We start from the raw sequence: 26,412 nt of genomic DNA, 5'->3' as shown, positions 1-26,412 counted from the left end.
AACTTATTTAATCTGGCTTAAAAAATACTGTGTTGTCCCTTTCCCCCATGTTGGGTCAATGGAAGATGCCGGCTTGAATGTCTCAAATTTACCGAGGGCTGTTTCAAACAATTGTTTTGCCACAGTCTTGCTGCCACCGAATTGTTCTGGTGTAAAAAACTTATCCTGCCCTTCCAGCAGATACACTCTTGGATTGTTAGGATCTAATTTCTTCGCGGCATCTAGTGCCTGTTGTGCTTTGGGCCCATACTGCATGTAACGATTTTGTGGATCGGCCATCATTCGAAGTGTGGCAATCATTTTCTTTACAATGAAAATTTCAGAATTATCCTTGCTTAGAGCCTCAGCTTTATTAATCAACTCTTCTGCTTTGTCTGCAATGGGATCCAGCTTATCAGCAAGACCACCCATTTGGCCATTGCTTAAAGCATAACCTGAGTTTACCTGCGCCAAAGCCGCATAGTAATAGGGTTGCCATTGATTCTTTTCGGCATCAGCAATACGCTCAAAAGTATTGGCTAAGTCCCTTAATTCATCTGGACTGCGCATGGTTTCTACAATAGCGACTTTAGCTTCCATGGCTTTAAGATATTTTTCACTTTGTGCGAACGACTTAGCCACAATGAAGCTACTAATAACAAATAAGGCTATCTTTTTCATAACGAATGTTTGATTATATATTTTTAAATCAATTAAGCTTTACGTTCTCTATTTCCATAGGATGTAGCGTTGTCATAGGCGGATAGTTAATCTTTACAATTGTCGATGGTTTTAATTTACCTAAGACAGTGACAACACCATTACAAGTTGTTATTGATCACATCCTGCGTACGATCTACGCCAAATGAAATAAAGGCACCAATGAAAACAAACATCTTTGACGATGGAGTAATCGCTTCCTTTCGATATCCATTATACGAGTATTTGTAACCGTAAACCTGTTTGCTGTTTAATACATTATTAATCGAGAATACCAGTACAGTGAATTTGTTTCCGCCTTGCTTAAACACATTGGGCAAATAGTTTACACTTAAGCTCAAACTATTATAATCAATAGTTCTACCTTGATCCATTATACTAAACTTACTTGTTGTATTATCATAGCTTATATTGTAGTAAGGGCGGCCAGAAGCATAGGTATAAGAACCATTGAACTGCGTTTTTAATTTGCTTACAAATTTCTTTACTACTAACGACCCTGTATGCCTTGCTGCAAAGGAAGGCTGAATAGCCTGAGGATAATTTATAAAATCACGCTTTGTATCAAGATATGAATAAGATATCCAATAGTCAAATTGCTTGAATGTCTTCTTATCGCGCCAGAAAAAGTCAAATCCACTGGCTTCACCATAGCCTTTACTATTAATAGCAACTTCTCTATTATTTCGATAATCTGTTTTAATTAGGTTATCATATTTCTTATAAAAGACTTCCGCACGCAGTGTTCTGTCGCTTGCTATTTTTTGATATTGCGCTATGTAGTGTGTGGCTTTTGCAAACTGTAAATCTGTTATAGCAGGCAAATAACGGTTTTCAGGATTCTGATAAAAGATGCCGTATGCTACCGATGCCTGGCTATTTGTGCCCAGCTTGTAGGCTAATGAAACTCTTGGAGCGATATTAATTTTATCAATTACAGAAGCATACTCTGCACGCGTACCAATCTTTGCTGCCATATTATTGGTGATGTAAATATCGCTTTCAGCAAATGCCGCACTAACGTTTTGCACTAAACTATTTTTATAGGCGGCACCATTATAAGTAGTAATAATAGGCTTTTCATTACTATAGTTATATTCACCTCCAAAGCGCAACATGCTTAGTCCCTGCAGCTTTTTCTCCAATACCAGCCTGCCATTAACAAAACTACTCTTGCTATCTAATGCAAAATTCTTTCTCTCTAATTCTTCTACTACAACTTTCTTGTCTTCACCATTTTGCAGGTATCCTTCTATATCATCCTTATTGTTTGTAAAAGAGGTACCAACAATGATTTTCCAACCATTATTTAAACTCTCCTTATAAGACAGGTTATGATACATATTGAAATTGGAAAGGCGGAATGCATCATTAAAACCCAATGTATCGATGCTTGGTTCTGTGAAACCTAGCTTGTTTGTACTAAAATAGCCATAGTACTTCAACATACCTGTACGGGACGTTTTAATACGAAAATTGGCATCTGCCGTATGGTAAATAGGTATTTGAGAAAAATCCTGTCTCTGCTTAATGGCCTTAAATGCCAGCCAGAGATTGGTATATCCATAGCTTACGCCCCAGGATGATCGTTTATCTTTTGCTAATTGCTGATATCCTCCTGATAATCCTATTACTGAAACACCCAAATTTGCAGAACTCTGTTCTGGTAGATCAATAGACTCCAGAATGACTGCTGAAGAAAGCGCTTGACCATATAAGGCGGAATACCCCCCGGTACTAAAAACGGTACCCTTAAATATGAAAGGATTAAAGCGCCCACGTGTAGCTACATTAGGAATGCTGCTATAGAAAAAGTTATTGACCAATGTACCATCTATAAATGTTTTGGTTTCTGCAGCCGTTCCACCTCTTACAAACAAACCTTCGCTTTCACCTACCTGCTGTGCCCCTGGTAGCGTTTTTAAGGCACCTGTTACATCTGCATTGGCTGAAGCTGTGGTAACAATATCAATGGGATTTAGTACTGTTGTTTTTTTACGATCGCTGGCCTCGAATGCTCCAGCAGAGATCACTACGGCTTTTAATTCGGTTACATCTTCCTTTAAGGTAATAGTTACTTGCTGATTGCTTCCTTGCAGCAAAAGCTTTTGTTCAAATGGCTTATAGCCAATGGCTGTTACTACTAGCACCTGCTCTCCTTTTTCTGTTGATTTAAAGGAGAAACGCCCCGTTGAATCACTGGTAGCCCCATCATATGTTTCTTTCAATGAAATACTGGCTCCGGGAATAGCATTTTGCTTTGCATCTTTTACGATCCCTGTTAAAGTGGTTTGTGCTAAAAGAGTCTGACAGAAGAAGAAAATAAAACTAGAAAGTAGCAGTCGCATTTGGATAACTATTGTACCGCAAACATAAACTGGTTTATTTTATAAACCAAACTATAAAATAAATAGCCAGTAATATTTACTGACTATTATTGATTATCAGTTATTTATACGGATCAGCTTTTGCTGGCTCATCCCTTCATTGGTTTGAAGTTGCAAGATATAAATGCCTGGAGGTAAGTTTTTAGGGCATTCAAACTTGATGTTATTGATGCCTTGATGACCTCCTGCTTGTTTAAAACCTACCTGGCTACCGCTTTCATTCAATAAGCGAATATTAATCCTTCCGCTTTCGCTTAAATAGGTTTCAATATTTAGTTCTTCACTGAACGGATTAGGCCATACAGCTGTTGATTGCAGCATTCCTTCACTATGTATGGCAATGATTCTGCTATAACTAAATGTACCATCAGTATCTACCATTTTCAAGCGATAATAATTTGTTGCCGACGACAGCTGATTATCAGTAAACCTATATACAGAGCCGGATCCCTGAAGATTAACCCTTCCGATTTTACTAAAATTAGAAGCCGTAGTGCTACGTTCCACTTCAAAATGACTCGCATTCACTTCCAATGCAGTTCTCCAAAACAATACATTCCCATTTTCTTTATGGCTACCATTGAATTCTAGTAAATGTATAGGCAGTGGTGCTGGTGTCACGGATACAGAACGTGAAGCTATAGTTGCCGAACACGATTCGCCGTTTGCTGTAAGACTCGCGCCTTTTACAACTGCAACCGTATTTGTGGTCAGCGGTCTTGTTATAACTGAAAAATCAGTACCTGTCGACCATACACCTGATGCCAAAGAGCCACCAGAACTTTGATCTACTATTGAATAGAATACACCACTTGTTGGTGACTGAAAGCCATAAGTGGCAGATTGTCCAGCAGCAATTGTTTGACTACCCGCAGGAGTGATAGTAAGCGATCCGGTTGAAGGTGTTACACATCCAGATGGCAACACAAAGTATGAATTTGAACACACTTCTGCCTCTTTAATACCTTCTTTTACAGCTAGCGTCAATTTACCAGTAGTAGCCCCATTTCCGGCATACAATTTTAAATTAGAAATGGTCCATGTTGATACGCTAGTTAATGAAGCTGAAGAATCTAGCAGATTACCATCCTCATAAAGCATAATCTTGGCTGCAGTTGCGGAACTCCCAATTGCACCACCAACACTTGTTGTAGAAGAATACAAAGGGCTGGTAGTAATAGATGCCGCGGCACATCGACCAGTGGTAGCTCCAGAGGCTGTAGTGATACTACCGGTTTGTATACTTACTCCACAAGAGCCATCCTGCGCAGTTGCATAATAAGTAGTGTTTGCTAAAGCAACATATGAACCTGTTGTCCAAGTGCCATCGTTTTGAACAGTTATAGTAGCTACTGGAGTAGTTGGACTAGTTGCTGTATATATTTTTATTGTAGTTCCGGCGGGGCTAATAGAAGTGCCAGTAATGGCTTGTCCTATAGTTAAAGAACCAAGACTATTAGTATTAATAATTGGAGGTGCTGTATAACAGCTTATATTATATGTCGGTGTTTGTGCCGCACAATAGCTGGTTTTAGCCGTACCGGCATTATACTCACTTGTGATATACAACTTTTGACCTGACGAGAAGCTTAGGCCTGGAGAACCTGCAAGCATATTGAAGTTTGAGAATGTAAATGCCCCAGCAGCTGTAGCCGTTGTACTTGCGCTTGGAACGCCGTCTACGTATAAAACTAAAGAGGTCCCATTTGTAGTTGCATCAGTTGTCCCTGAAATAGTTCTGGTAGCTGTATTAAATACAGCACCACTTGGAGTTGTAATGGCAGGTGCTGTTAATGTTCCTGCTATTTTATTACTACCAGCTCCAACGCACAAATAAAGTGGTTCAGACGCACAACCTCCATTATTGTCATCAGTATAATATATTTTGTATGCACCTTCGCTCATTGGACTACCTGTTTTACAACCACCAGAGAAAGTCCAATTGGGACCAGTTATTGCTGCTGTCCCAAAGCCAGCGCTTGTTTGATCAGCAGCATTTTTACTACTATAAAACGTATTAGTAGATAAATTATCAATATGGATTGTCCAATTGGTATTAGTATAATTAGTACCAGAAATACCTTTATTTGTACTCGTACATGTAGCATCAAACGTAGGTATACTTGGCCTATTTGAAGCATTACATGTTGGGGGTACTTGTAGTGTATTACTCTTCAAGCATTCGCTTTCATTTGTTGCTACTGCAGTAGCATAGATAACATCTCCTGCACTCACATTTATAGCTGGTGTTATACTAGCCGTTGACCAGTTGTTAATCCCTGAAGTAATGTTAGGAATGGTAGCTACTAAAGTACCAGTAGTAGAACCGGAAGGTATCTTATACACTTTAATCGTAGCAGTAGTTTGCTCTAATCCGGTTAGGCTCCCTTTTGTCCAGCTTCCTGTTATAGTAACATTGCCTGCCGCAAGAGAGCTATTCGTAATCGTTGGTGGTGCTGTACACTGCTTTGAAGGAGTTGCTGTACTGGTACCACCCCAATCCGAAATTAAAAGCCCAGGCTGCGCTCCTAACAATGTTTCATATTCCACGTTGGTGTTTGGATAGGCATCGTCATTCAAACCATAGATATCAGATTTAGGTCCGCCAATGGCACCCTGTGGAGACATAACAGTGGTAGGGATAACCCTCAAACGCGTTGTTGTTAAATCCAAATTAAAGGGAGCGCCAGTAAAAACAGTCTTCGGCACATAAAAATCTAACAAGAAATCAGGATCGCCATTATCCGCTGTTGCAGCTATGGCAATTTGCGAGTAGTTCAGCCAGTTAGTTAAGTTGGTTACTACTGAAGCTCCAGGCTTATCGGTACCATCAACATTATAAACCTGTATGCCATCGTTAGCACCGCCTGTACACAAAACAATTTCTATTTCAAAACCAGGATTTCCTCCTGTTCCTGTAGTGGCCGGCACATAGTTGGGGTCAGCATTAGGACCCGTTGGTCCAAACTTACCATCTGTATCAAACAACAAGCTATATCCTTTAGCTCCAGGTATGATGGTACCCATACGAAATCGAAACAAGAAGTTTGTTCCGTCATAATGCATGTAATATGCGCCGCCATTTACATCAGGCACATAATCACTAAATAAGTGATCCGGGCCTCTCCTCAAATCAGAATATGGTTCTAACGCGTAAGGAGGAACAGGCTTATACGGTATCTCTGAGTTATCAATATCAGGAATGGCTGTTGTGGTTCCAAATCCGGTTATTGCTTTTGATGCATAGTCATTCGATGAGCCATCTGTAGCGTTATTAGGATCTAAAATATTTTTACCGGTTGAAGATGTACAGGGACGTATAATTTGACCAGTAACATATTGAGCAGATACAGCTGTAGATAACAGAAATAAAAGAACAAGAACCCATAGGGCCCGAGAGTAAAAAGTTCTCATAGCGGCGTGGTAGTTAGGTGGTTGCACTTAGTGAGCCGCAAAGAAACACATATTTTTTGTAATGTATTCGCTACAGGGTAATTACAGATGCCCTATTCGCTAAAAGCACTTATTTATTCGGTAGAATTCTTTATAAATCTTAAAAAATGAACCCCGGGGTCCCGAATATTTCAGTATTGAAAACGCCTCCAGACGTCTAAAACGCTAACCGTAATCCCTAAACAAAAAAAGGCAGCACTTCCGTGCTGCCTCATATAAGGAGTTATAGACTCTTACTTGTACTGAGGAATCAAGCTGTTTGCCAGGTCTACCATCTTCTTCATGCCTTCGTCAGGTAGGTTGCCTTGCTTGAACTGCGCTAATACTTCAGGTAATTTGTTTTCCATTTCTAACAAGAAATTCTCTTCAAATTCTTTTACACGACGTACAGGTACATCACGCAGTAAACCTTGTGTACCTAAGTAGATAATTGCTACTTGCTTTTCTACAGGTACTGGAGCATATTGAGGCTGTTTCAGGATTTCCACGTTACGAGCACCTTTGTCAATAACCAGTTTAGTAGCTGGGTCAAGATCACCACCAAACTTAGAGAAGGCTTCCATCTCACGATAAAGAGCCTGGTCAAGCTTCAATGTACCAGATACTTTTTTCATGGATTTGATCTGCGCGTTACCACCCACACGGCTTACAGAGATACCTACGTTGATCGCCGGACGAATACCTGCGTTGAACAGGTTACCTTCCAAGAAGATCTGACCGTCAGTAATAGAGATTACGTTCGTTGGGATATAGGCAGATACGTCACCCGCTTGTGTTTCAATGATTGGCAGCGCTGTTAAAGAACCACCACCTTTCACTAAATGCTTAATGCTTTCAGGTAAGTCGTTCATTTCTTTTGCTACGCTGTCGTTAGCGATAACTTTAGCGGCGCGCTCTAATAAACGGCTGTGCAGGTAGAATACGTCACCAGGATATGCTTCGCGGCCCGGTGGACGACGTAATAAAAGAGATACTTCGCGATAAGCTACTGCCTGCTTAGAAAGGTCATCATAGATGATCAATGCAGGACGTCCGGTATCGCGGAAGAATTCACCAATGGCAGCACCCGCAAATGGAGCGTAGAACTGCAATGGAGCTGGATCAGATGCAGAAGCCGCTACGATGGTAGTGTACTCCATAGCACCAGCGTCTTGCAAGGTTTTCATTACACCAGCAATAGTAGAAGCCTTTTGTCCAATCGCAACATAGATACAGTACACAGGCTTACCAGCTTGGAAGAATTCTTTCTGGTTGATAATGGTATCGATCGCAATAGCGGTCTTACCAGTCTGACGGTCACCAATGATCAATTCACGCTGACCACGACCAATTGGAATCATCGCGTCGATCGCTTTGATACCTGTTTGTAATGGTTCTTTTACTGGCTCACGATAGATAACGCCTGGCGCTTTACGCTCCAATGGCATTTCATAGCGCTCTCCAGTAATAGGGCCTTTACCATCAATAGGCTCACCTAATGTATTTACCACACGTCCTACCATGCCCTCGCCTACTTTAATAGAGGCAATCTGACCGGTACGACGCACTTTAGCACCTTCTTGTAAAACTCCCATTTCACCCATCAATACCACACCCACGTTATCTTCTTCAAGGTTTAGGGCAATACCACGTACGCCGTTCTCAAACTCTACCAGTTCACCGAAGCGAACATTTCCTAAACCATAAACACGGGCAATACCATCGCCCATTTGTAATACGGTTCCTACTTCTTCCAAATCAGCAACAGCGTTAAAGTTGCTCAACTGCTGGCGAAGTATGGCACTTATTTCATCTGGTTTTATTTCTGGCATTCTACTCTTTTTTTGTGGCGCAAAGGTAAGGGTTGAATGTGGATTTGGCAGGAGAAAAGGCGTTTTTTTTAAGGAAGAAAGGCCGATTTATCAATGATTTTTGAATTTCATGGTATAAATAGGACCTATTAAATAGCTTCCTCTTCTTTGTTAAGTGCGTTTGGTTCCTGAAACGAAAAAAGGCTACCTAAAAGGTAGCCTTATAAATGGGAAGATCTTATTTTTAGTTTATATCCCAGAAAATTTTAGAGGTAAATACATCAATACCGGTTGGCACATTAGGATTTGAGCCGCCTTCGGTACTAGGATAGAATAAGCGAACTGCTCTCTTTTGACCCGCAGGCGCAGAAGCAGATAGTGGAATAGCTGGAAAATCAGTTCTACGATATTCACTCCATGCTTCAAGGCCGCTGAAATTAACAAGAGCTAGCCATTTTTGCATCCAGATAGCTTTAAACTTATCTGGCGAGGCAGTCCAATCAGCAAGGTCTTTACCGCTAGTTAACAGCGCAGTCGCTTTATCAGCACCATAGGTAGCTGTAGCGCCGGTAATACGAAACGACTCTTTTACACCCTGCTCATAGTATTCCTGCGCAGTTCCGGTTAAATTAACAGCAGCACCATAGCGTTGTTTGGCTTCAGCTAATAAGAAATTAGTTTCTGCAGCTAACATTAGGTACATAGGCCTGTTATATTCTCCTTTAACAAGTACAGATGGTCCTAAATAAGAAGTGTTTTGCGATAAGTATCCAGATGATGCCCCATAAGGTACAGCAACATAGTTGGCAACAAGTTCTGCCTCACCGGCTGCCTGTCCACCTTTTGGATAAGCCAAACGTTTTAAGCGGAAGGTATCATTGGAATTTGCAAGAGTAGTAAACAAGAAAGTGGTTGGTCTCGGGAAACGGCCCAACGCTTGTACACCACCCGATGCATTATAACCCCAGTTCTCATAAAAAGGATTCATTTTTCCTGTAGAAGCGATATAACCAGGGTTTACTGAGGCATCTACGCTTGTCATAAATCCTTCAGTTACAGCCGCCGCTTTATTGATTTCGGTAGTAATATAAGCATCACGACCCGGAATCATGCTTTGGCGAATTAACATGCGAAGTTTTAAGCTATTGGCAAACTTGATCCAGTTTGTCGTATTGCCTTTGAAGATAATATCGGCAGATGAAATACTTCCGGCATAAGAACCCGTAAATGGATTAGCCTTCAGATCTGCTATTGCCTGATCCAATTGCTTAATCAGGTCTTCATAGATAGCTTTTTGATCATCAAACTTAGGCGCAATGTTTCCTAAGCCTTTGAAAGCATCTGTATAAGGCGCATTACCATACACATCTACAATTTGTTGCATGATGTATGTTTTCATCACTCTGGCAGGACCTTTAAAGAAAGGCTGGGCTTTTTCACCCTCTGCATTAATAACATATTGAAAATCGGCAATTACATCATACCAGGTATCCCAGAAGTTGAAGTTCGTATTATTGAACGTATACGAAAAACGAGCAGGGTCAATGATATAAGTGTTGGACTGTGTCCACTGTCCAGACCAGTAAGAGCCCAATTCATTGGGTGTTAAAAAAGCTACCGTACGTGCCGCACCAGCTGTAAATACATAGTCTGGTGTTGATGTAAGGATTTCGTTGGGATTGGTATTTACATCCAACCATTCCTTTTTACAACTGGAAAATACCAGCGTAAAAGCCGCTATATATAAACTTATTTTGAATTTCATAATTTCTCAGTTCTAGGTTTATTATTTGAAATTGATGTTCAGATTAATACCATATTGACGCACTGGAGGTGTTTGACCAGTAGTGCTTACGCCCACGCCATTATTATTGGTAAAACTGAACTCGGGGTCTGTAAATTGATTTTTCTCGTCAACAATTGTGATCAGGTTACGACCATATAAAGAAACAGTAGCTCCTGAGAAAATACGCGTCTTAGTAATTAAGCTACTTGGAACATCGTACGAAAGATTGATATCTCTTAGTTTAATAAACCAACCTGGTGCAACGAAGTTTTCAGCGATCAAACGATAAGAGTCTACCCATAAAGCATACTCAGCTTCTCTTGTCATAACAGTCGTATTAACAACTGATTTACCAGCAGCATCGTAGTAAGCTGAATTAGGGAAAATATGCGGTGCTCTGTCTTCTGTCCATTTACCAGAACCGGTAAAGGTCATTTGGCGACCGAGGTCACTATAGATCACGTTACCACCACGGTATTCAAAGTTGGTGTTTAATGTAAACTCTTTAAAGTTCAACTTAGTACCCCAACCTAAGATGTGCTTAGGAATAGTAGAACCGAAGTTTTTCAAAGGGCCAGTAGTTAAAGGATAACCTGTGCTACTATTTACAATTACGTGTCCAGCATCGTCACGTACATAAGAGATTGCTTTCAACGCAGGGAAAGATTCGCCTAAGATTACATAAGGAGCTGCATATGTAAAGGCACCATAAGAAAACTCAGGCACGCCTTGGTACAACTTCAACACTTTGTTCTCATTATAGGAGTAGCGAACACTCATATCCCAGTTAAAGTTTTTACCATGGATGATCTGACCACGCAGATCTGCCTCGTAACCCCAGTTCTTAGTATCACCTACGTTGATGCGTAAATTTGGATAACCGGTAGTATTAGGAATTTTTACAGTCAATACCTGACCTTCACTTTTTTGATTATAGTGTGTCAAATCCAGACTGATGCGATTATTTAAAAACTGGAACTCACCACCTACTTCCCAAGATTTTACAAACTCAGGTTTTAAGTTGGCATCAGGCAGTACATCGTCAACAGTATAACCAACGGTATTGCCATAAGGGAAGCCTGGAGCATTCGTAAATACAGCATCTAAGCCATAATTCACGCCTGTACCTAAGTTATCATTACCGTTTTTGCTATAACCTGCCCTTAGCTTAGCATAACTTAAAATATCGCCCTTAATAGAAGGCACCAATTCAGTCATAACAGCTGAAAGGTCTGCACCATAGTAGGCATATTGGTACATGCCTCTATCGCGTTCTGGTTTATAAAACTTAGATGTTCCATCGTAGCGCGCAGTACCATGCAAGAAGATTTTTTCATTCCAGCCTAAGGTACCATCAGCATAATAGCCAAACTTTCTGTATTGAACATTGTCTTCACTTCCCCCAAGCTCACCTCTTCTATTGCCGACATTATAAACCTCTGGGATTACAATTGAATTTGAACTAACAGATACGACTCTGTTTTTACGCTCATAGCTACTGAACCCTACTAAACCTCTGGCGCTAAACACACCAAAGTCATGGTTCATTTGAGCCTGAAAATCATTACTTAATACAGTTTCAACAGTTGTTTGGTCCAATACACTACCCTGAAGATCTGTCAAAGCACGTGTAATACCACTTCCATCTCCTTGATCAAATGGTGCAGGCACTTTAGCTTTAGACTTTGCCCAATCGCTATGGATGTATTGAGCCACTGTAGAAGTGCGCTGGCGGTTATTGCTCATAGCACCCAAGCGGTTATACAGGTTCAACCAAGGAGCCACTTTAAAATTCAACTCCACATTACCGTTAATATTGTTATCGCCATATTTAGTACGATCGTTATCTAAACGGAAGAATGGGTTTGTAAAGTAGTCATTGTAATAGGCATTTGGACTAGCAAACTTGTTGTTTCTCCAATCTCTGAAATCAGACAAAGGAATATGTGCTGCCTGGTTGATAGTCTCATTGTAAAAGTCGAAAGTCGTTCTATCATAGTTAGCTTGCACATAGTTGGCATTAAATCCGGCACGTAAACGACCCGCTTCAGTTGAAGCAGCAAAACGAATACCTGTCCTATTACTTTTATCACTAGGTACAATACCATGTGTGATATTATGTTCACCAGAAAGGAAGAACGTTGTCTGATTGCTACCACCGCTTACAGATACCTGGTTGTTGGTAGTAAAACCTGTATTCCAGATTCTTTCTCTTTCACCCTTAATGGCCGAATAAGGCAACATAAGCACACTACCATCCTCCAGTGTACGACCAGCAGGACGCATAGAACCATCGTATTGATCACCAAACTGTTGGTTCTCGTAAGAACGCCAGTTGTCTTTCATACGCGCTAGGTAATCGGTCTTATATCCAGCAGCTCCATAACTAGTGGCATAGTGAGATCCACTACCGAATTTATCCTGGAATTGTGCTAGCTGATTAAGCTTCTCTATATTTGTTGAATTACTATAAGAAATGCGAACCTTTCCTGCACTACCTTTTTTAGTGGTAATAACCAGAGCCCCATTCACCCCATCAGAACCATATAGTGTAGCGGCCTGACCACCTTTTAATATGGTGATGCTTTCAATGTCATTGGGGTTTAAAAGGTTCAACATGGTTGAAGAACCCGGAGGTTGTTGTAAACCATCAATTACAATTAAGGCATCATTGTTTCCTGTTAATGAACGGTAACCTCTTAATGTAATTTTTACGGAAGGGTCTACGGATTGGTTTACATTAAATACGGCCAAACCAGAAACTTTACCAGCCAAGCCCTGTGCAATTTGCGGGGAGCGACCATTGGTAAGTTCGTCGTTTGAAACTCTACCTACTGAATAACCGAGTTCTTTTGCTTTTCTTCTAATACCTTGTGCAGTTACCACTACTTCGTCAAGCTGTTTTTCTCCTCTTACCAACATAATGCTTGATGCGTTGTTAGAGGCTACTTCCTGGGCCTGATATCCTGTAGCAGTGATGGAGAGACGGGCATTTTCACCGACACTGATGGTAAAGTTACCGTTAGCATCTGCAGTGACCGCCCTGTTAGTTCGTGTTTCTGAAATAGTAGCAAAAGGAATGGGGCTTCCTTTTTCATCTTTTACCTGACCTGTAATAGTCCGGTTCTGCGCAAATGTTAATGTACCACATAGCATTAACATTGCACACATCGATGCAATTTTCCTCATGTGCATGGTTGTTTTTAATTAAAAAATAGGATTACTCCAATAACATAAACCTAGTCCTGACACTAGCTGTTAGAGTTATGCTTCACCAATTTAAAACATTTTATTAACATTAATTTAATAAAAACAGCACATTTAGAGTCATTCTCATATTTAAAAAAGTAGTAAAGCATTTAATAATGAAGCTCATTTCTATTAGACTTACCTGATAGTTTTAATCTATTTACTTGATTGACATAAAATAAAAAACCCCTCGACTGAGGGGTTTCACTATTAAATAAGTAATTTTTATACGCTTGACTTCTAATTATCTCACTTTATAAATGAAATCATTATTCTCAAACTGCTTGGCGACATCGCGTAGTTCGTGAGCAATGCTGGCGTCTACCATCTTATCACCAGCCTGCAATACAAAGCCACCAATGATATTTGGATCAACTTCTGTTTCCAGCTCAATGTTTTTCATATCGCTGGTATTTTTTACTTGAGCTACAATTGCATTCTTTACTGCGTCACTAACTGGCAATGCTGTCGTCAGTTTTACAGTATGAATACCTTTAACTTTCTTATACTGGTCGATAAAAGCAGTAATTACTTCAGGCAGATTGCTTTCACGACCTTTATTGATCAACAACTTTATAAAAGCGGCTGTCAATTCACTGATATTGCCAGCAGTAACAGCTGTTACAATCTTTAACTTGGTATCACCTTTAACTACAGGACTACGAAGCAGGTTTAAAAAGTCGCGACTTTGCTTTGTTACATCCTGCAGATATAACATATCCGCATAAGCTGTTTCCAATTGACCTCTTTCAGAAGAAAGGTCAATCAGTGATTTAGCATAACGGGTTCCTAAACGTGGATTCTGCATTTTTTCAATTTGGAAATTTACCAATCTGAAGATTTGAAAATGGAAACATATTCAAATCGCCAAATCTTCAAATTAATTCATCTTCACTTCACTCACTAAACCTTGGATATGCGCTTCTTGCGCTTCCTTGCTGCTCAACTCTTTGCGCAACACTTTCTCAGTTACTTCAATTACCAGCTTACCTACTTGGTTCTTCACTTCAGTAATAGCAGCCATCTTCTGAGCATTGATCGCTTGCTGTGCTTCTGCAATGATTTTGTTGGCTTCCGTTTTTGCCTGCTCTTTCGCTTCGTTTACAATGCGATCTTTGGTTTCTTTAGCCTCTTTCAACATTACAGCTCTTTCTTCACGGGCTTTAACCATCAACGCTTCATTCTCACTTTTCAATTGCGCCATTTCAGCCTTAACACGATGTGCACTTTCCAATGAATCAGCAATGGTCTTTTCGCGTTGATTCAAAGAGCTTAAGATTGGTCCCCAAGCAAACTTGCGTAAAAGAAAGAACACGATCAAAAACGCCAGCAGCGTCCAAAACAACAAACCTAACGATGGAGTTAATAATTGCATATAGTTTCTAAAGTTATAAGTCAACGTTTATGTCAACGGTCGACGGACCACAGTCCACGGTTTTAAACCGTCCCTTTCTCCTTAACCTGACAGTTTTAGTGTTTAACACACTTTTTTAACCTGTAAAGAACTTTTTTCTGTCGACTGTCGTCTGTTGACAGTGGACTTTTAAAGTAAACTGCACCTCTCGCCCTGTGCTTAAGATGCAGTTTAGTGTTTTAATTGAGCTTATACGAACATCGCTAAGATACCAGCGATAACGGCAAACAGAGCAACACCCTCGATGAAGGCAGCTGTTAAGATCATGTTTGCACGGATGTCGTTAGCAGCTTCTGGCTGACGAGCGATTGATTCAACCGCACCTTTACCAATTTGACCGATACCGATACCTGCTGCGATAGCTGCTAAACCAGCACCGATTGCACCACCAGCGTTAGCCCAAGCAGTTGTGCTCAACAATACGAATAAAAAATCCATGTTTGTTCTTTTATAAATGGTTAAATAAAGACTAATTACAATTGCTGATGTCTGATTTGAAGATGTATGATTTTGTCTTTCTTAAATCAGACATCATCACATCAGCGATCATTAAATAATTACCGGTTCTGTTGGCGCCAATGTATCTTCTACATGGCCATCCTTATGCTCACCATGGTGACCTTCTTCTACCGCCTGGCCAATAAATACAGCCGTCAGGTTGGTAAAGATGAAAGCTTGGATGAAAGCAACCAGAACTTCAATTACATATATAAAGGCAGCGAACGCAACAGAGATTGGAGAAAATCCAACACCAGCTACTTTACTAATGCCGCTGAAAATAAAGATCAATGAAACTAAACAGATAATGATGATGTGACCGGCCAACATGTTGGCGAAAAGACGTATGATCAAGGCAAAGGCCTTTGTGAAAATAGAAAGGATCTCCACAGGGATCATGATCAACTTCACACCCATTGGTACTGGAGGGTTAAAAATGTGTCCCCAGTAGTGTTTGTTACCACTAAAATTGATCACCAATAATGAAATGGTTCCCAATACAGCAGTAAAGGCAATATTACCAGTTACGTTAGCTGATCCAGGAATCAAACCAAAGATGTTGTTGATCAGGATGAAGAAGAATACCGTTAATAAGAAAGGCATGAACTTCTTGTACTTATGACCAAGGTTTGGCTTGGCTACCTCATCACGCACAAACATGATTACGGGCTCAATGGCATTCTGGAAACCAGTAGGCGCTTTGGTAGTACCCTGACCTTGCTTGTAACGCTTGGCTACAGAAGTCATTAATAGAACTAAGATGGTTAAAGCAATGATCATCTGCACCACGTTGCGGGTCATTGATAAATCATAAACTTTCTCGTTTTCATCAACCGGTACAATATGATTCTCTTCTAATTTATAACCGTTTACTTCTTTGTGTCCATGCTCGAAAGCAGAAGACATAAAGGTTGATAAACCTCTTGTAGGAGAGTATAAAATAACAGGTAAAGGAATAGTGGCATGATGTTCATGGCCATCAGAACCTTCCCATGAGAAGAAATGGAACTCGTGAGCGTCCATTACGTGACCAAAAATCACCTCATTGGCATCAAACTTCGTTTCACCCTCTTTTTTGGTATCTTCCAGATGTTCTCTGGTTTCATGGCTGGTCTCATTTCCCTCATGGTGCTCCTGTGCATTTGCAGAAGTAGCAACAGATAGGGCAAAAACGCTGAAAACCGCTACCAGTAAGCCTTTGACACGTCTAACAGTCATATAGTCCCTGAAATTTGGCGCAAAGATAGGGCTGGTGGGGGGAAAAACCTAAGAATATCAGAGCTTCGTTCCGGATTCTGGATCTTCTAGCATTTTTTTAATTTTTTCCAGATAGATCACGTCCAGTTGGTCCTTTGGACGATTGACAGCTACTTTATTGGCAATGAGATGATTAATGTGTAAAAATGGCACTTCTACCCCGTCAATATCGGCTATAGAAGCAAGTTGTAAACATTCATCAAATGAAAATCCTTCTAGGCCTTTCATGTTCACCATTATGTCTAGCTGCATACCATTATTTAGATAAAAATTAGTCCAGCCTGGAACAAACTGCATTCGTTCCATCATTTCAAAATCTCCAATCCCATAATCTTTAAAAGCAATCCGCAATTGCCAACGATTTTCTAAGGTATCTTTTATCCATATATCCATGTCCCCTGTAAAGCGTTGATAGCCATGGAGGTTAGTAGCGTACCCTCCAACGACAATAAACTGGACATGATGATCTTGCAGTGATTTCCAGAAAATTAAAATTTCTTCATCGAAGATGTCCATAGAGGCTAGGATTTAGGATAAGGCTTGTGTGTGATCTTTGCCCGCTGCATCGTTCTTTGAATCTTTATGAGCTGATTAAGAAATAGAAACCGCTCTTTATAGCTTCTTTTCAAACCATCTCGCAACAAGTCCATTTCCGCCTTTTCATAATCAGGCTCATGTTCTTTAATGATATGTTTATCAGACTCAGACATTATATAACAGCAGTCTTTTTCTCAAACTGCATCTGATGCAATTTACTATAAAACCCGCCCTTTTCCAGTAGCTCGCGGTGGGTACCTATTTCCTTTACCTCACCTTTATCTAATACAATGATCTGGTCGGCGCGCTGGATAGTAGACAGGCGGTGGGCAATAACAATAGAGGTCCTATCGGAGATCAGTTTTTGAATAGCATGCTCAATCAGCAATTCGCTTTCCGTATCAATAGAAGAAGTAGCCTCATCCAAAATCAGAATGGCCGGATTATACAGCAACGCCCGTATGAACGACAAAAGCTGCCGCTGCCCCAGCGATAAAGTGGCACCCCGCTCCATTACATTATAGTCGTAACCTCCCGGCAAGCGCATAATAAAATCGTGCATACCAATGAGTTTGGCGGCTTCTACTACTTTTTCTGTAGGAATTTCAGGATTACGCAATGTAATATTATCCAGTACAGAACCGGAAAACAGGAAAACATCCTGCAGCACCACTCCTATATTATTACGCAAGGCATCTAATTGCCACTGGTCTACTGGCACTTCATCAATTTTGATGACTCCTTTCTGAATCTCGTAAAGTCGGTTAAGCAGGCTAATGATAGTGGTTTTACCACTTCCTGTATGCCCTACAATAGCCACTGTTTGCCCGGGCTTTACGTGAAAGCTCACGTCTTTCAGCACCGGATGCCCTTCATTATAGCCAAAGGTTACCTGTTCAAAATCAATCTGGCCCTTCACTTGCGGAGGAGCAAAGTCGCCTTCTGTCTTTATATAATCGTCGTTCTCTAATACCTTAAACACCCGCTCACTGGCTATGATACCCATTTGCAGTACGTTAAACTTATCAGCAATCACACGCAGCGGGCGGAACAACAGGTTCAGGTAAAGCGTAAAGGCCATTACTTTACCAAACTGACTTATATCTAATTTCAAAGCCTCTTTAGATGTCCACCAAACTACCAAACCCAGCGCCAGTGCCAGTACTATTTCCACAATCGGAAAAAATACGGAGTACGCAAAGATGGCTTTAATGTTAGCGTTACGGTGTTCTTTATTAATGTCTTGAAACTTTTTAAACTCGCGATCTTCTGCAGCAAAGGACTGCACTATAGACATCCCTGTTAAATGCTCCTGCACAAAGGAGTTCAGGTTAGTCACCGCGTTCCGAACGCTATGAAACGATTTGTTGACACTTTCCTTAAAATAGTAAGTGGCCACAATCAAAATAGGAAACGGGATCAGGCAAATGAGGGTAAGCTGCCAGTCGGTCCACAGCATAATACCCAATATGCATAGTATAGACAGCAGGTCAGCAATGATGGGGATCAAACCATCGGCAAAAATATCGTTGATGCGTTCTATATCATCTACGGTGCGGGTAGTAAGCGTACCAATAGGTGTTTTGTCAAACTGGCGCAGGTTGAGTCCCAGCACTTTGCGGTATACGGTTGTACGCAGGTCCTTTACCACAGCCTGCCCTAACCAGGTAGTGATGTAAGAAAAATAAAAACGTATTCCTGTTTCCAGCATGAGAAACAGTATTTGAATAATGGTAATACTAACCACCATCTGCACCACCTTGTTGGTGATGTATTTATCAACTGTCAGCTGAATTAAATACGGCCGAATAGGTGTAAAGGCAGCCAATACTACTGCCAGGAAAATGGAGAGAAAGAATTGTTTTTTATAAGGACGGGCAAAAACCAACACCCGCTTCAACGCCTGTATATCAAAAAAGGTTTTAGAATTTTCTTTCGACAAAAAATCTTCAGTTTAATGATCAAAAATAACTCTGTGTAGCCACATCATCGTCATCATCTTCCCCTGTCTGCAGTTTATAGGCTTTGATAAAGAGCGCACCTAAATTTTTATGTGGTGGAATATAATCTTCCAACCCTTCTTTATCAGTAACCTGCCGGCTGAATTCTTTCCAAAACGGAATCCAGTCGATGTTACTTCCTTTCTGCAGTTTATCCATCAACAAGTTGATAAAAGGTTGGTTGATCACCGTTTTACCAATTTGTTTGGAAGCAATGATATGTGCATCCGGAGCGTGTTGCAATACTTTGTGGATCAGGTGGTAACCACCACAAGAACCCAAGAATACGATTTTTGCCGAAGGCTGAATCTTGTCAATGGTATAGTCGGCATAATAGCTGTGCCCACGGTGTATAATAATACTGGGCTCCATATCATTTTGCTGCAGGTAGGCCGTCAGGGCTTTTTGCGCTTCTTCATCTTCGTCGGTTTCTTCAGGCAATGGCTTATTGGCATAGATCACAATAGGCTTACCCTTTGTAGAGGTAAAAGACACCCACTGTTTGGTGTCTGCACGTTTCCAACCACTACCAAATTGGCGCAGGTATCCTTGGAAAATATTCTTACCATCCTGATCGCCATAAAAGAAAACCTGGATCACTACCTGGTGAGCAGAGTCTCTGGTCAACGCATCATAACTAACACTGTATACCGGAGGAATACCAAATTCTTTTGACAGGTCAATATGAAAACTGGAGTCGGCAGATTCAAAGAGTTTATACAACAGGTTATACATAATGATACCCCGCTGGTTATTCTCTGCCAGGTTGCGCTCATAATTATTCTTTACATTTTCCAGCATCCGGTTTGCCAGAGGTTTGTTGTTTTCTGAAATGCTGGCATACGAGTCGGCTATATCCACACCATCTTCCAGGCTGTTGGTCTTTTCCAATCCATTTACAAAAGCCGTCATCAGGCGCTCAGCCTGTCCCTTATCAGGGAAAGAGTTTAAGAATTCACTTAATGTATTGAAACCTGCAGCCAGGCGAATAAACTTCCTGAACTTATCAAAGCTTACGGATAATAACAGCGAATCGCCGCGGTTGGCAATCTTCTGCATCATGTAAGGATACACTCCCCGGGTATAAGAAGACGTATAAATTTCACTTTCAGAAAACACCGCCAGGTAATAAAGCTCCTGTGCCGTCAATTGGTTTAAGATCCGAAAGCGTACCGGATCACTTTCTTCGTGCAAGGCGTTGATCGTCTTTATAAAGTACTCACTGGCTTTTTTCCGCAGTTGATAATCCAAAGCCGCCATACCATACAGTGTGTCCTTGTTTAACAGGCGGTCCATGTAATCAATACGCGTTTTTACCAGTAGCTTATAGTATTTAACCTCGTCGTTTTTTACTGAATCAATCTGCTCCAGCGTTTGCTTTCCACTCATGATGTTATCAATAAAAGGAAAGTACATCTGCCCGCTACCGCCGCTAGTAGCAATACGAGAAACAGTTTTAATAAGTGGATCATCGATCTTACGGATAGCGTAACCCAGCTTATTGTTAGCCGCGGCATAATCATATAAAAGATTAGGATGTTTGTAAGCAGCAATGCGTATCAGGCTGTCGCGAAACGGTACATCTGGATTATCTCGTAATATTTGGAAAGTGCGGCTGGGATAAGTAATGCTATACTTCATTACCAGTATGTTGCGTGCTGCTGTAAAGTGCGGATTACCATTAAAGGCACCACAACTCATGATCATATTGGCTACCTCATACGTATTGCCAGCAATGATGCCTTCTATTGAAGCACCTACTTTGTCTTTTTCCATAGCCGCTTCATAGCTATTTACCAGGTTCGGTAACTGGCTAATGGGCACCCTACGAGCACGGTAAAGGGTTGTAAAGCTGCGCAGCGACTTTTCAATACCACTCAGGTAGGCTACTTTTTTCTGATGACTAACCGTGGAATCCTGTTCAATTTTACATTGCAATTCATCCACCCGACGAGTAGCAGCTTGCGTTACCAGATAGTTCACATCATCATCTCCCGGTGCATCAAAAACATTATCCGCTTTTCCATCGGCTTGCAGCAGCAAGCGTTGCTCTTTATCTATAAGATCGTGCCAGCGAGCACGGTTAATAGGAGGTTTGCATCCTTTGTCTGTGCTTTTTTGCGCAAAGGCGTAAGACCCCAAAAGAGTAAATATAGCTATGGGGAGTAATCGTAAGGTCGTGTGCATGAGGCGCATAGTGCAAATTTAGTACCCACTTCCCTAAACTTTCGTTATAGATGGTTTAACTAAGACCAAAACATTACCTGCAATGTTGCATAGGGAGCGCTTCGCGCTATTTTGTTTCACGCAGAGGCGCTGAGGGCGCAGAGGAAGGAGAGAACCACGGAGGCACAAAGACACGGAGGAACACAAAGTATAGGTTTCGCACAGAGGAAAGTGGAAAAGGAGAAGGATATGGACCAAGGAATGATGAAGGAAGAAGAGATGGGGAATGATCCAAAAACAAGGCGCAAGAGACAGGATACAACACATTTTATTCCTATCTGATTCGATAGTTGTTCGATTCTAGCTATCGAAGCAATATCGAAGGAATATCGAAGAAGAATCGAAGGAATATCGAACAAAACCTGAAAAAGGACCAAGCCAAATATGGTTATAATCTTTAATAAGTAGCCGTCCCTAGCTTACCTAACTGTTTTTCTTTTTTCAGAAGATTTGACATTATAAAGGGAAGGCTCACTAAAACAAAAAACACTCCCTAAGGAGTGCGATTATTATATGAGAGTGTTTAATCTTCTGTGCATTAGCCTTCTCCTCTTGAGGGGCCGGTGTGCTGGCTATTTTTCAACAAACTGTTTCAACCACTCTTTCGCCTGTTTGTCATCTGTAAAACTTTTCATGGGAATGGGTGGTGGCTTGAGTGAGAACAAGATATTCATGATCAACTTCGACAGGCCAGGTTTCGAAACCATGGCCATGGCAGAATAAATGGTTGGTAATTGCGCCGTTGAAAATTGGCGGGTTTGCTTATCCGGCACCGGCGAATTGGCCAGGTAAATGAGAAGTGGTGTTCTTTGATTGTTGGTGATTTGTTTTACAAAGGCCACATTCCTGGAAATATTCTCCACCGTCCGTTTTGGGCTTTTAGAAAGTGAAACCAATATCCCTTCATCAAACCAGTAGGTGGCAATTTCACCCTCCCATATTTGTCGGTCAGTGGGAACTTCTATCTTATTCGTTGTTGCTGGCATTATTCAATGATTATAGAAATATGTGCAAAAAGCGCATGATTTAAAAGAACAGGATTTGCTATTCGCAACAGCAAGTTCTTTACTATTCAAAAGTTAAAGATAGGCGGTATGGTAGAAAAGAGTGGGCAGGAACAAAACGACCAATTTCACGTGTATATATTACTCCACTCCTATGCTTTCGAGAGCAGTGCCTCACCACACCAGCCCCAACCTCATCAGTAGCTTTTACCATTAAATTTTCATTAAGTCTTTGTGAACTGAGCTGTAATACACAAGCCCCCAACTGCTTTTTGTTTAGGTTTGCGGCAAAGAACGCTTGTATGGATAATCACTCAAGGAAAGTGTTGATAGCGGACGACGAACCTGATATTTTAGAAATTCTCAAATACAACCTGATCAAAGAAGGCTACCAGGTTATTACAGCACAAAATGGCGATGAGGCTATAATAAAGGCCCAACAAACACAACCCGACCTGGTAGTGCTGGATATGATGATGCCGGGAAAAACAGGTATGCAGGTGTGCGAAATAATGCGTGCCCAGCCCCAGTTTAAGGACACCCTTATCATGTTTCTTACGGCATTGAATGATGAAGCCACCCAAATAAAGGGCTTAACTACAGGAGCAGATGATTATATCAGCAAGCCAGTAAGTCCGAATGTTTTCATTACCAAGGTGCAATCTTTACTACGTCGTGCTAAGACACCAGATAGCAAGGTGGTGGAAGTGAACGGTCTGAAAATTGACCCCGAACGCTTTATTATTATCTATAACGGTCAGGAGTTTACATTGGCCAAGAAAGAGTTTGAACTGCTATATCTATTAGCTTCCAAGCCAGGGCGTGTGTTTCTACGCAATGAGATCCTGAGCCAGGTATGGGGTAATGATGTAATTGTAGGCGATCGCACTATCGATGTGCACATTCGTAAGATCAGACAAAAATTGGGTGTAGATTGCATTACCACCGTCAAAGGCGTTGGCTACAAGTTTGAGCTTACATGCTAAATACAAAAAATCTAACTCCTAAACAGCTGGCGGCATTTACCGCCTTTGTACTTTCTGTCCCTATTAGTCTGGGTATCTGGTTTCTGCAGGGAAACTGGGTTGAAGCTGCGGTGTCGTTTGTATTAATTACTACTGGTAGTTATTTCCTCATCTTCACTATCATTCAGCAATTCATTTACCGCAAGTTAAAACTCATCTATAAGTTTATCTATCGCACCAAGGCAAGCAAAAAGCAGGAAATGTATTACAAGCATATTCTGCCTCAAAAAAGTATTGACGAGGTACGCCAAGATGTGGAAGCCTGGGGAGAGCAGCAACGCCGTGAGATTGAGATATTAAAAAGGAATGAGTCCTTTCGCAAGGAGTTTTTGCAGAACCTCTCCCATGAATTTAAAACACCCGTATTTGCCATTCAGGGATACATTGAAACCTTGTTACAAGGTGCTATGGAAGACCCGCAAACCAATGCGCGTTTTTTACAGAAAGCCTCGCGCAACGTAGAGCGTTTGGTTAACCTGATACAAGATCTGGATGAGATCTCCCGCCTGGAGCGTGGTGAGCTCAAGCTTAACAAACAAGGCTTTGTAATCCAGGATGTGGTAAAAGAAGTATTTGAATCCCTTTCATTAAAAGCCGAACAACACCATATTACTTTCACCTTTAAGAAAGGATGTGAACAGCCATTGGGCGTATACGCCGATAAGGAAAAGATCCGGCAGGTTATTACCAACTTGGTAGACAACTCCATTAAGTATGGCAAAGAAGGTGGCACTACCACCGCCAGTATGTACAATACTGATGGCAAGAATATATTAATAGAGATCAGTGATGATGGTATGGGTATTCCGGACGCTCACCTACCCCGCATATTTGAACGTTTCTATCGTACAGATGCAGGCCGCAACCGCGATGTAGCGGGCAGCGGCTTGGGACTCGCCATTTGTAAACACATTATAGAGGCCCATGGCCACAGCATTCATGTACGAAGCTCTGAAGGCGTGGGGACTACGATTGGCTTTACCCTAAGGGCGCGTAGAGAGACATAAACGTGAGCGGCCCCTGCCGGCCTCCCCGAAGGGGAAGAAACCTGTGGCACAAAGGCCCGCTTGGCAACAAGACATTACTTTATTAAAGGTTTGATTTTCTGGCACAGCGCGGTGGCGCTCCCTCTCCTTTAGGAGAGGGCCGGGGTGAGGTTCAGTACGAGCTCTTCCCCTGCTGTATTGCCGTTAAAAGATCGGCCGCTTCATGCCCTACTTCTGAATATATAGTTTTGCCATTTATGGTAATGATAAAGTAGCGACATTTTTGTGAGAGATCGGTAAAAGCCACTTGCTCCTGCAGCTGCCCATTCTGATAAAAGAAGATCATACCATTGGGTTTTACTTCACACTCCAGCGGCAATGCTTTTTCCTTATGCCCTATAAAATTGGCCAGCTTTTGAATAGCTGTTTTATCCGTTGTTAAATTATTGGTAGTGGAGTTGGAAAACTGGATAGTCATGCTATCGGCTTTCTCTAATGTAGTTGTAATCGCGCTCTTCTGTTGGCAACTAACAATCAGTAACAATCCTAAAATTCCAGTCAGTAATCGCATGATTGATCTTTTATTTAAAAATAAAAAAAACCGCTGGCTATTACCAGCGGTTTTATACGGATAGACGTCGTTGTAATTATTTGAATGAAGTCCAACCTTTCCACCAAGAGGCATCAGTACCAGCAGGTGCTACACCACCACGAAAAGTAACCGTTTTATCAAAGAAACTATCTCCGTTGAATTTGCTGTCAGAGAAGCTGGCGCCTTTAATAATTCCGTCGTTACCGTTAGCAAACGGTGTTGGATCCCAAGCTGTATAATTAAATGGCTGAATCAGTTTTGCCTCACTAGCGTTTGTCAGGAAGGTGTTGTTATAAAAGCTGTTAGACAACCATGCACCTAATGAAGCGTCATCCTTAATTGTAGTACCAGCTACACCTGTAAAGCGATAGTTAACGGTGTTACCGGCGAAGGTAACATTACGCAAACGGATGGTGCTGTCTTCAATGTTTAATGCAGTAGAAACACCAGTAGATGCATCAATTTCTACACCTCTAGGCCATCCCATGATGATAGAGTTGAATAATGAGATACCTGTATTTCTTCTGATATGTGCTGCACCTCTAAATAAAGTGCTGCCTATGTTGTTTAGAGTAGCTCTTGGTCCAATAGCCGTGATATTACTGAAGATAGCAGTGGTTTTAGGACTTACTGCTGTTCCTGTAGCATTGTTATCACTTTCAAAAGCTTCTGAGTTAGAGATATCCGCTATAACTGAATCACGCAGAATTAAACCATACTGTACTTTACCGCTATAACCGTTATCTGTATCAAAATCATCATCCTGTGTTTTCCAGGCAATCAGGTATTTAGCATTCACCGTACCACCAAACCACTCAAATGCATCATCTTTCGCATAGCTTACTTGTATGTGATCAATAGTAGTACCACTACCTACAGCAGCCAGGGTTAAGCTGTTGATTTCTTTATCAGGTTGAAAAGCGTAGCCGGCATACTCAATACGCACATAGCTCATACGGCCAGAGTTGTCATTGTTTACCGGAGTTGGGGCTACAGCATCACCTGAACCGGCCAGACCATCGCCCTCGGCATTATCAACACCACCTTCTACCTGGTATAAGCCAGCTTTACTTAAATAAGATGTATTGATAGCTGCTTTACCTAATAGGATAATGCCACCCCAGTCGCCAGACTGTGGGTTTTGAGCTGCAGATGTAAACACAATAGGCGCTTCTGGCGTACCTACTGCATTGATTTTAGCACCACGGGTAATAACCAGTGCGGCTACATCTGTACCAGAGAAAGAACCTTTAACAGTAGCGCCAGCTTCTACAGTTAACGTAGCGCCATTGGTAATATAAACAATGCCTTTCAGGATGTTTTCGTTGCCTTTACGTAAAATAGTGTCTTTAGTGATCCGGCCTGTTAATTCTACACGCTTACCCGCTTCTGAGCTACCTCCGTTTACAGGAACGTAAACTGTTTCTCCGTCCATTTCTATTTTGCGGCAGCCAGCAAATACTAGTGCGGCAAGTGCGGCTATGCAAAAAATGTTCTTTTTCATTGATC

The 26,412-nt window shown here is 41.3% G+C and carries 19 protein-coding genes; 2 read left to right on the top strand and 17 right to left on the bottom strand.

Annotated features, from left to right (window positions below; all coding sequences use genetic code 11):
* Positions 1–3: 3 nt before the first annotated feature.
* The 15 genes from SY85_RS19110 to SY85_RS19035 all read right to left on the bottom strand — a co-directional run bounded on the left by SY85_RS19110 (position 4) and on the right by SY85_RS19035 (position 22,282).
* Positions 4–660 (bottom strand): tetratricopeptide repeat protein, encoded by a 657-nt coding sequence (locus SY85_RS19110; protein WP_066406575.1) that lies wholly within the window; start codon positions 658–660, stop codon positions 4–6.
* A gap of 140 nt (positions 661–800) precedes the next feature.
* Positions 801–3,047, bottom strand: a complete 2,247-nt coding sequence (locus tag SY85_RS19105) for a TonB-dependent receptor (protein WP_082886609.1) — start codon at positions 3,045–3,047, stop codon at positions 801–803.
* Positions 3,048–3,143: 96 nt separating this feature from the next.
* Complete coding sequence (locus SY85_RS19100) at positions 3,144–6,500, bottom strand: T9SS type A sorting domain-containing protein (protein WP_066406566.1); 3,357 nt, start codon at positions 6,498–6,500, stop codon at positions 3,144–3,146.
* 272 nt (positions 6,501–6,772) lie between these two features.
* Positions 6,773–8,350 (bottom strand): F0F1 ATP synthase subunit alpha, encoded by a 1,578-nt coding sequence (gene atpA / locus SY85_RS19095; RefSeq protein WP_066406565.1) that lies wholly within the window; start codon positions 8,348–8,350, stop codon positions 6,773–6,775.
* 223 nt (positions 8,351–8,573) lie between these two features.
* On the bottom strand, positions 8,574–10,094 hold the full coding sequence (locus SY85_RS19090; protein ID WP_066406564.1) for a SusD/RagB family nutrient-binding outer membrane lipoprotein: 1,521 nt from the start codon (positions 10,092–10,094) through the stop codon (positions 8,574–8,576).
* A gap of 21 nt (positions 10,095–10,115) precedes the next feature.
* Complete coding sequence (locus SY85_RS19085; RefSeq protein WP_066406563.1) at positions 10,116–13,304, bottom strand: SusC/RagA family TonB-linked outer membrane protein; 3,189 nt, start codon at positions 13,302–13,304, stop codon at positions 10,116–10,118.
* A gap of 304 nt (positions 13,305–13,608) precedes the next feature.
* Entirely contained in the window at positions 13,609–14,172 is a 564-nt protein-coding gene (atpH, locus tag SY85_RS19080) for an ATP synthase F1 subunit delta (protein ID WP_066409996.1), read from the bottom strand.
* Between the two features lie 72 nt (positions 14,173–14,244).
* Positions 14,245–14,739 carry a F0F1 ATP synthase subunit B gene (gene atpF / locus SY85_RS19075; RefSeq protein ID WP_066406561.1) on the bottom strand — a complete coding sequence of 165 codons (495 nt, stop codon included), beginning with the start codon at positions 14,737–14,739 and terminating at the stop codon, positions 14,245–14,247.
* A gap of 228 nt (positions 14,740–14,967) precedes the next feature.
* On the bottom strand, positions 14,968–15,216 hold the full coding sequence (atpE, locus tag SY85_RS19070) for an ATP synthase F0 subunit C (protein WP_066406560.1): 249 nt from the start codon (positions 15,214–15,216) through the stop codon (positions 14,968–14,970).
* Positions 15,217–15,327: 111 nt separating this feature from the next.
* Complete coding sequence (gene atpB, locus SY85_RS19065; protein ID WP_066406559.1) at positions 15,328–16,494, bottom strand: F0F1 ATP synthase subunit A; 1,167 nt, start codon at positions 16,492–16,494, stop codon at positions 15,328–15,330.
* Between the two features lie 57 nt (positions 16,495–16,551).
* A complete protein-coding gene (locus SY85_RS19060) occupies positions 16,552–17,049 on the bottom strand; it encodes a nucleotidyltransferase (protein WP_066406558.1) in 498 nt (165 codons plus the stop codon).
* A 5-nt stretch (positions 17,050–17,054) separates the two neighbouring features.
* Positions 17,055–17,243: a hypothetical protein gene (locus tag SY85_RS19055; RefSeq protein WP_066406554.1), complete on the bottom strand. Its 189-nt coding sequence runs from the start codon at positions 17,241–17,243 to the stop codon at positions 17,055–17,057.
* Positions 17,243–19,012 (bottom strand): ABC transporter ATP-binding protein, encoded by a 1,770-nt coding sequence (locus SY85_RS19050; protein WP_066406552.1) that lies wholly within the window; start codon positions 19,010–19,012, stop codon positions 17,243–17,245. Before SY85_RS19050 ends, SY85_RS19055 begins: the two co-directional genes overlap by 1 nt.
* A 19-nt stretch (positions 19,013–19,031) precedes the next feature.
* Positions 19,032–21,266, bottom strand: coding sequence for a hypothetical protein (locus tag SY85_RS19045; protein ID WP_082886607.1), 2,235 nt, complete (start codon positions 21,264–21,266; stop codon positions 19,032–19,034).
* A 602-nt stretch (positions 21,267–21,868) separates the two neighbouring features.
* A complete protein-coding gene (locus SY85_RS19035; protein WP_066406549.1) occupies positions 21,869–22,282 on the bottom strand; it encodes a DUF7793 family protein in 414 nt (137 codons plus the stop codon).
* Positions 22,283–22,602: 320 nt separating this feature from the next.
* Here SY85_RS19035 and SY85_RS19030 point away from each other — a divergent pair, with 320 nt between their 5' ends.
* Both SY85_RS19030 and SY85_RS19025 read left to right on the top strand, forming a co-directional pair.
* Positions 22,603–23,286, top strand: a complete 684-nt coding sequence (locus SY85_RS19030) for a response regulator transcription factor (protein ID WP_066406548.1) — start codon at positions 22,603–22,605, stop codon at positions 23,284–23,286.
* Complete coding sequence (locus SY85_RS19025; RefSeq protein ID WP_066406546.1) at positions 23,280–24,332, top strand: sensor histidine kinase; 1,053 nt, start codon at positions 23,280–23,282, stop codon at positions 24,330–24,332. Before SY85_RS19030 ends, SY85_RS19025 begins: the two co-directional genes overlap by 7 nt.
* A gap of 151 nt (positions 24,333–24,483) precedes the next feature.
* On the opposite strand, the gene SY85_RS19020 is transcribed toward SY85_RS19025, so the two are convergent.
* Together SY85_RS19020 and SY85_RS19015 are read right to left on the bottom strand one after the other, a co-directional pair.
* A complete protein-coding gene (locus SY85_RS19020) occupies positions 24,484–24,882 on the bottom strand; it encodes a hypothetical protein (RefSeq protein WP_066406545.1) in 399 nt (132 codons plus the stop codon).
* Positions 24,883–24,958: 76 nt separating this feature from the next.
* Positions 24,959–26,407, bottom strand: a complete 1,449-nt coding sequence (locus SY85_RS19015) for a hypothetical protein (protein WP_066406544.1) — start codon at positions 26,405–26,407, stop codon at positions 24,959–24,961.
* Positions 26,408–26,412 lie beyond the last annotated feature (5 nt).

The sequence above is a fragment of the Flavisolibacter tropicus genome (assembly GCF_001644645.1).
In the GTDB taxonomy this organism is placed as follows: domain Bacteria; phylum Bacteroidota; class Bacteroidia; order Chitinophagales; family Chitinophagaceae; genus Flavisolibacter; species Flavisolibacter tropicus.
Note: the sequence above shows the minus strand (reverse complement) of the source record. Positions and strands in the feature narration are given on the sequence as shown.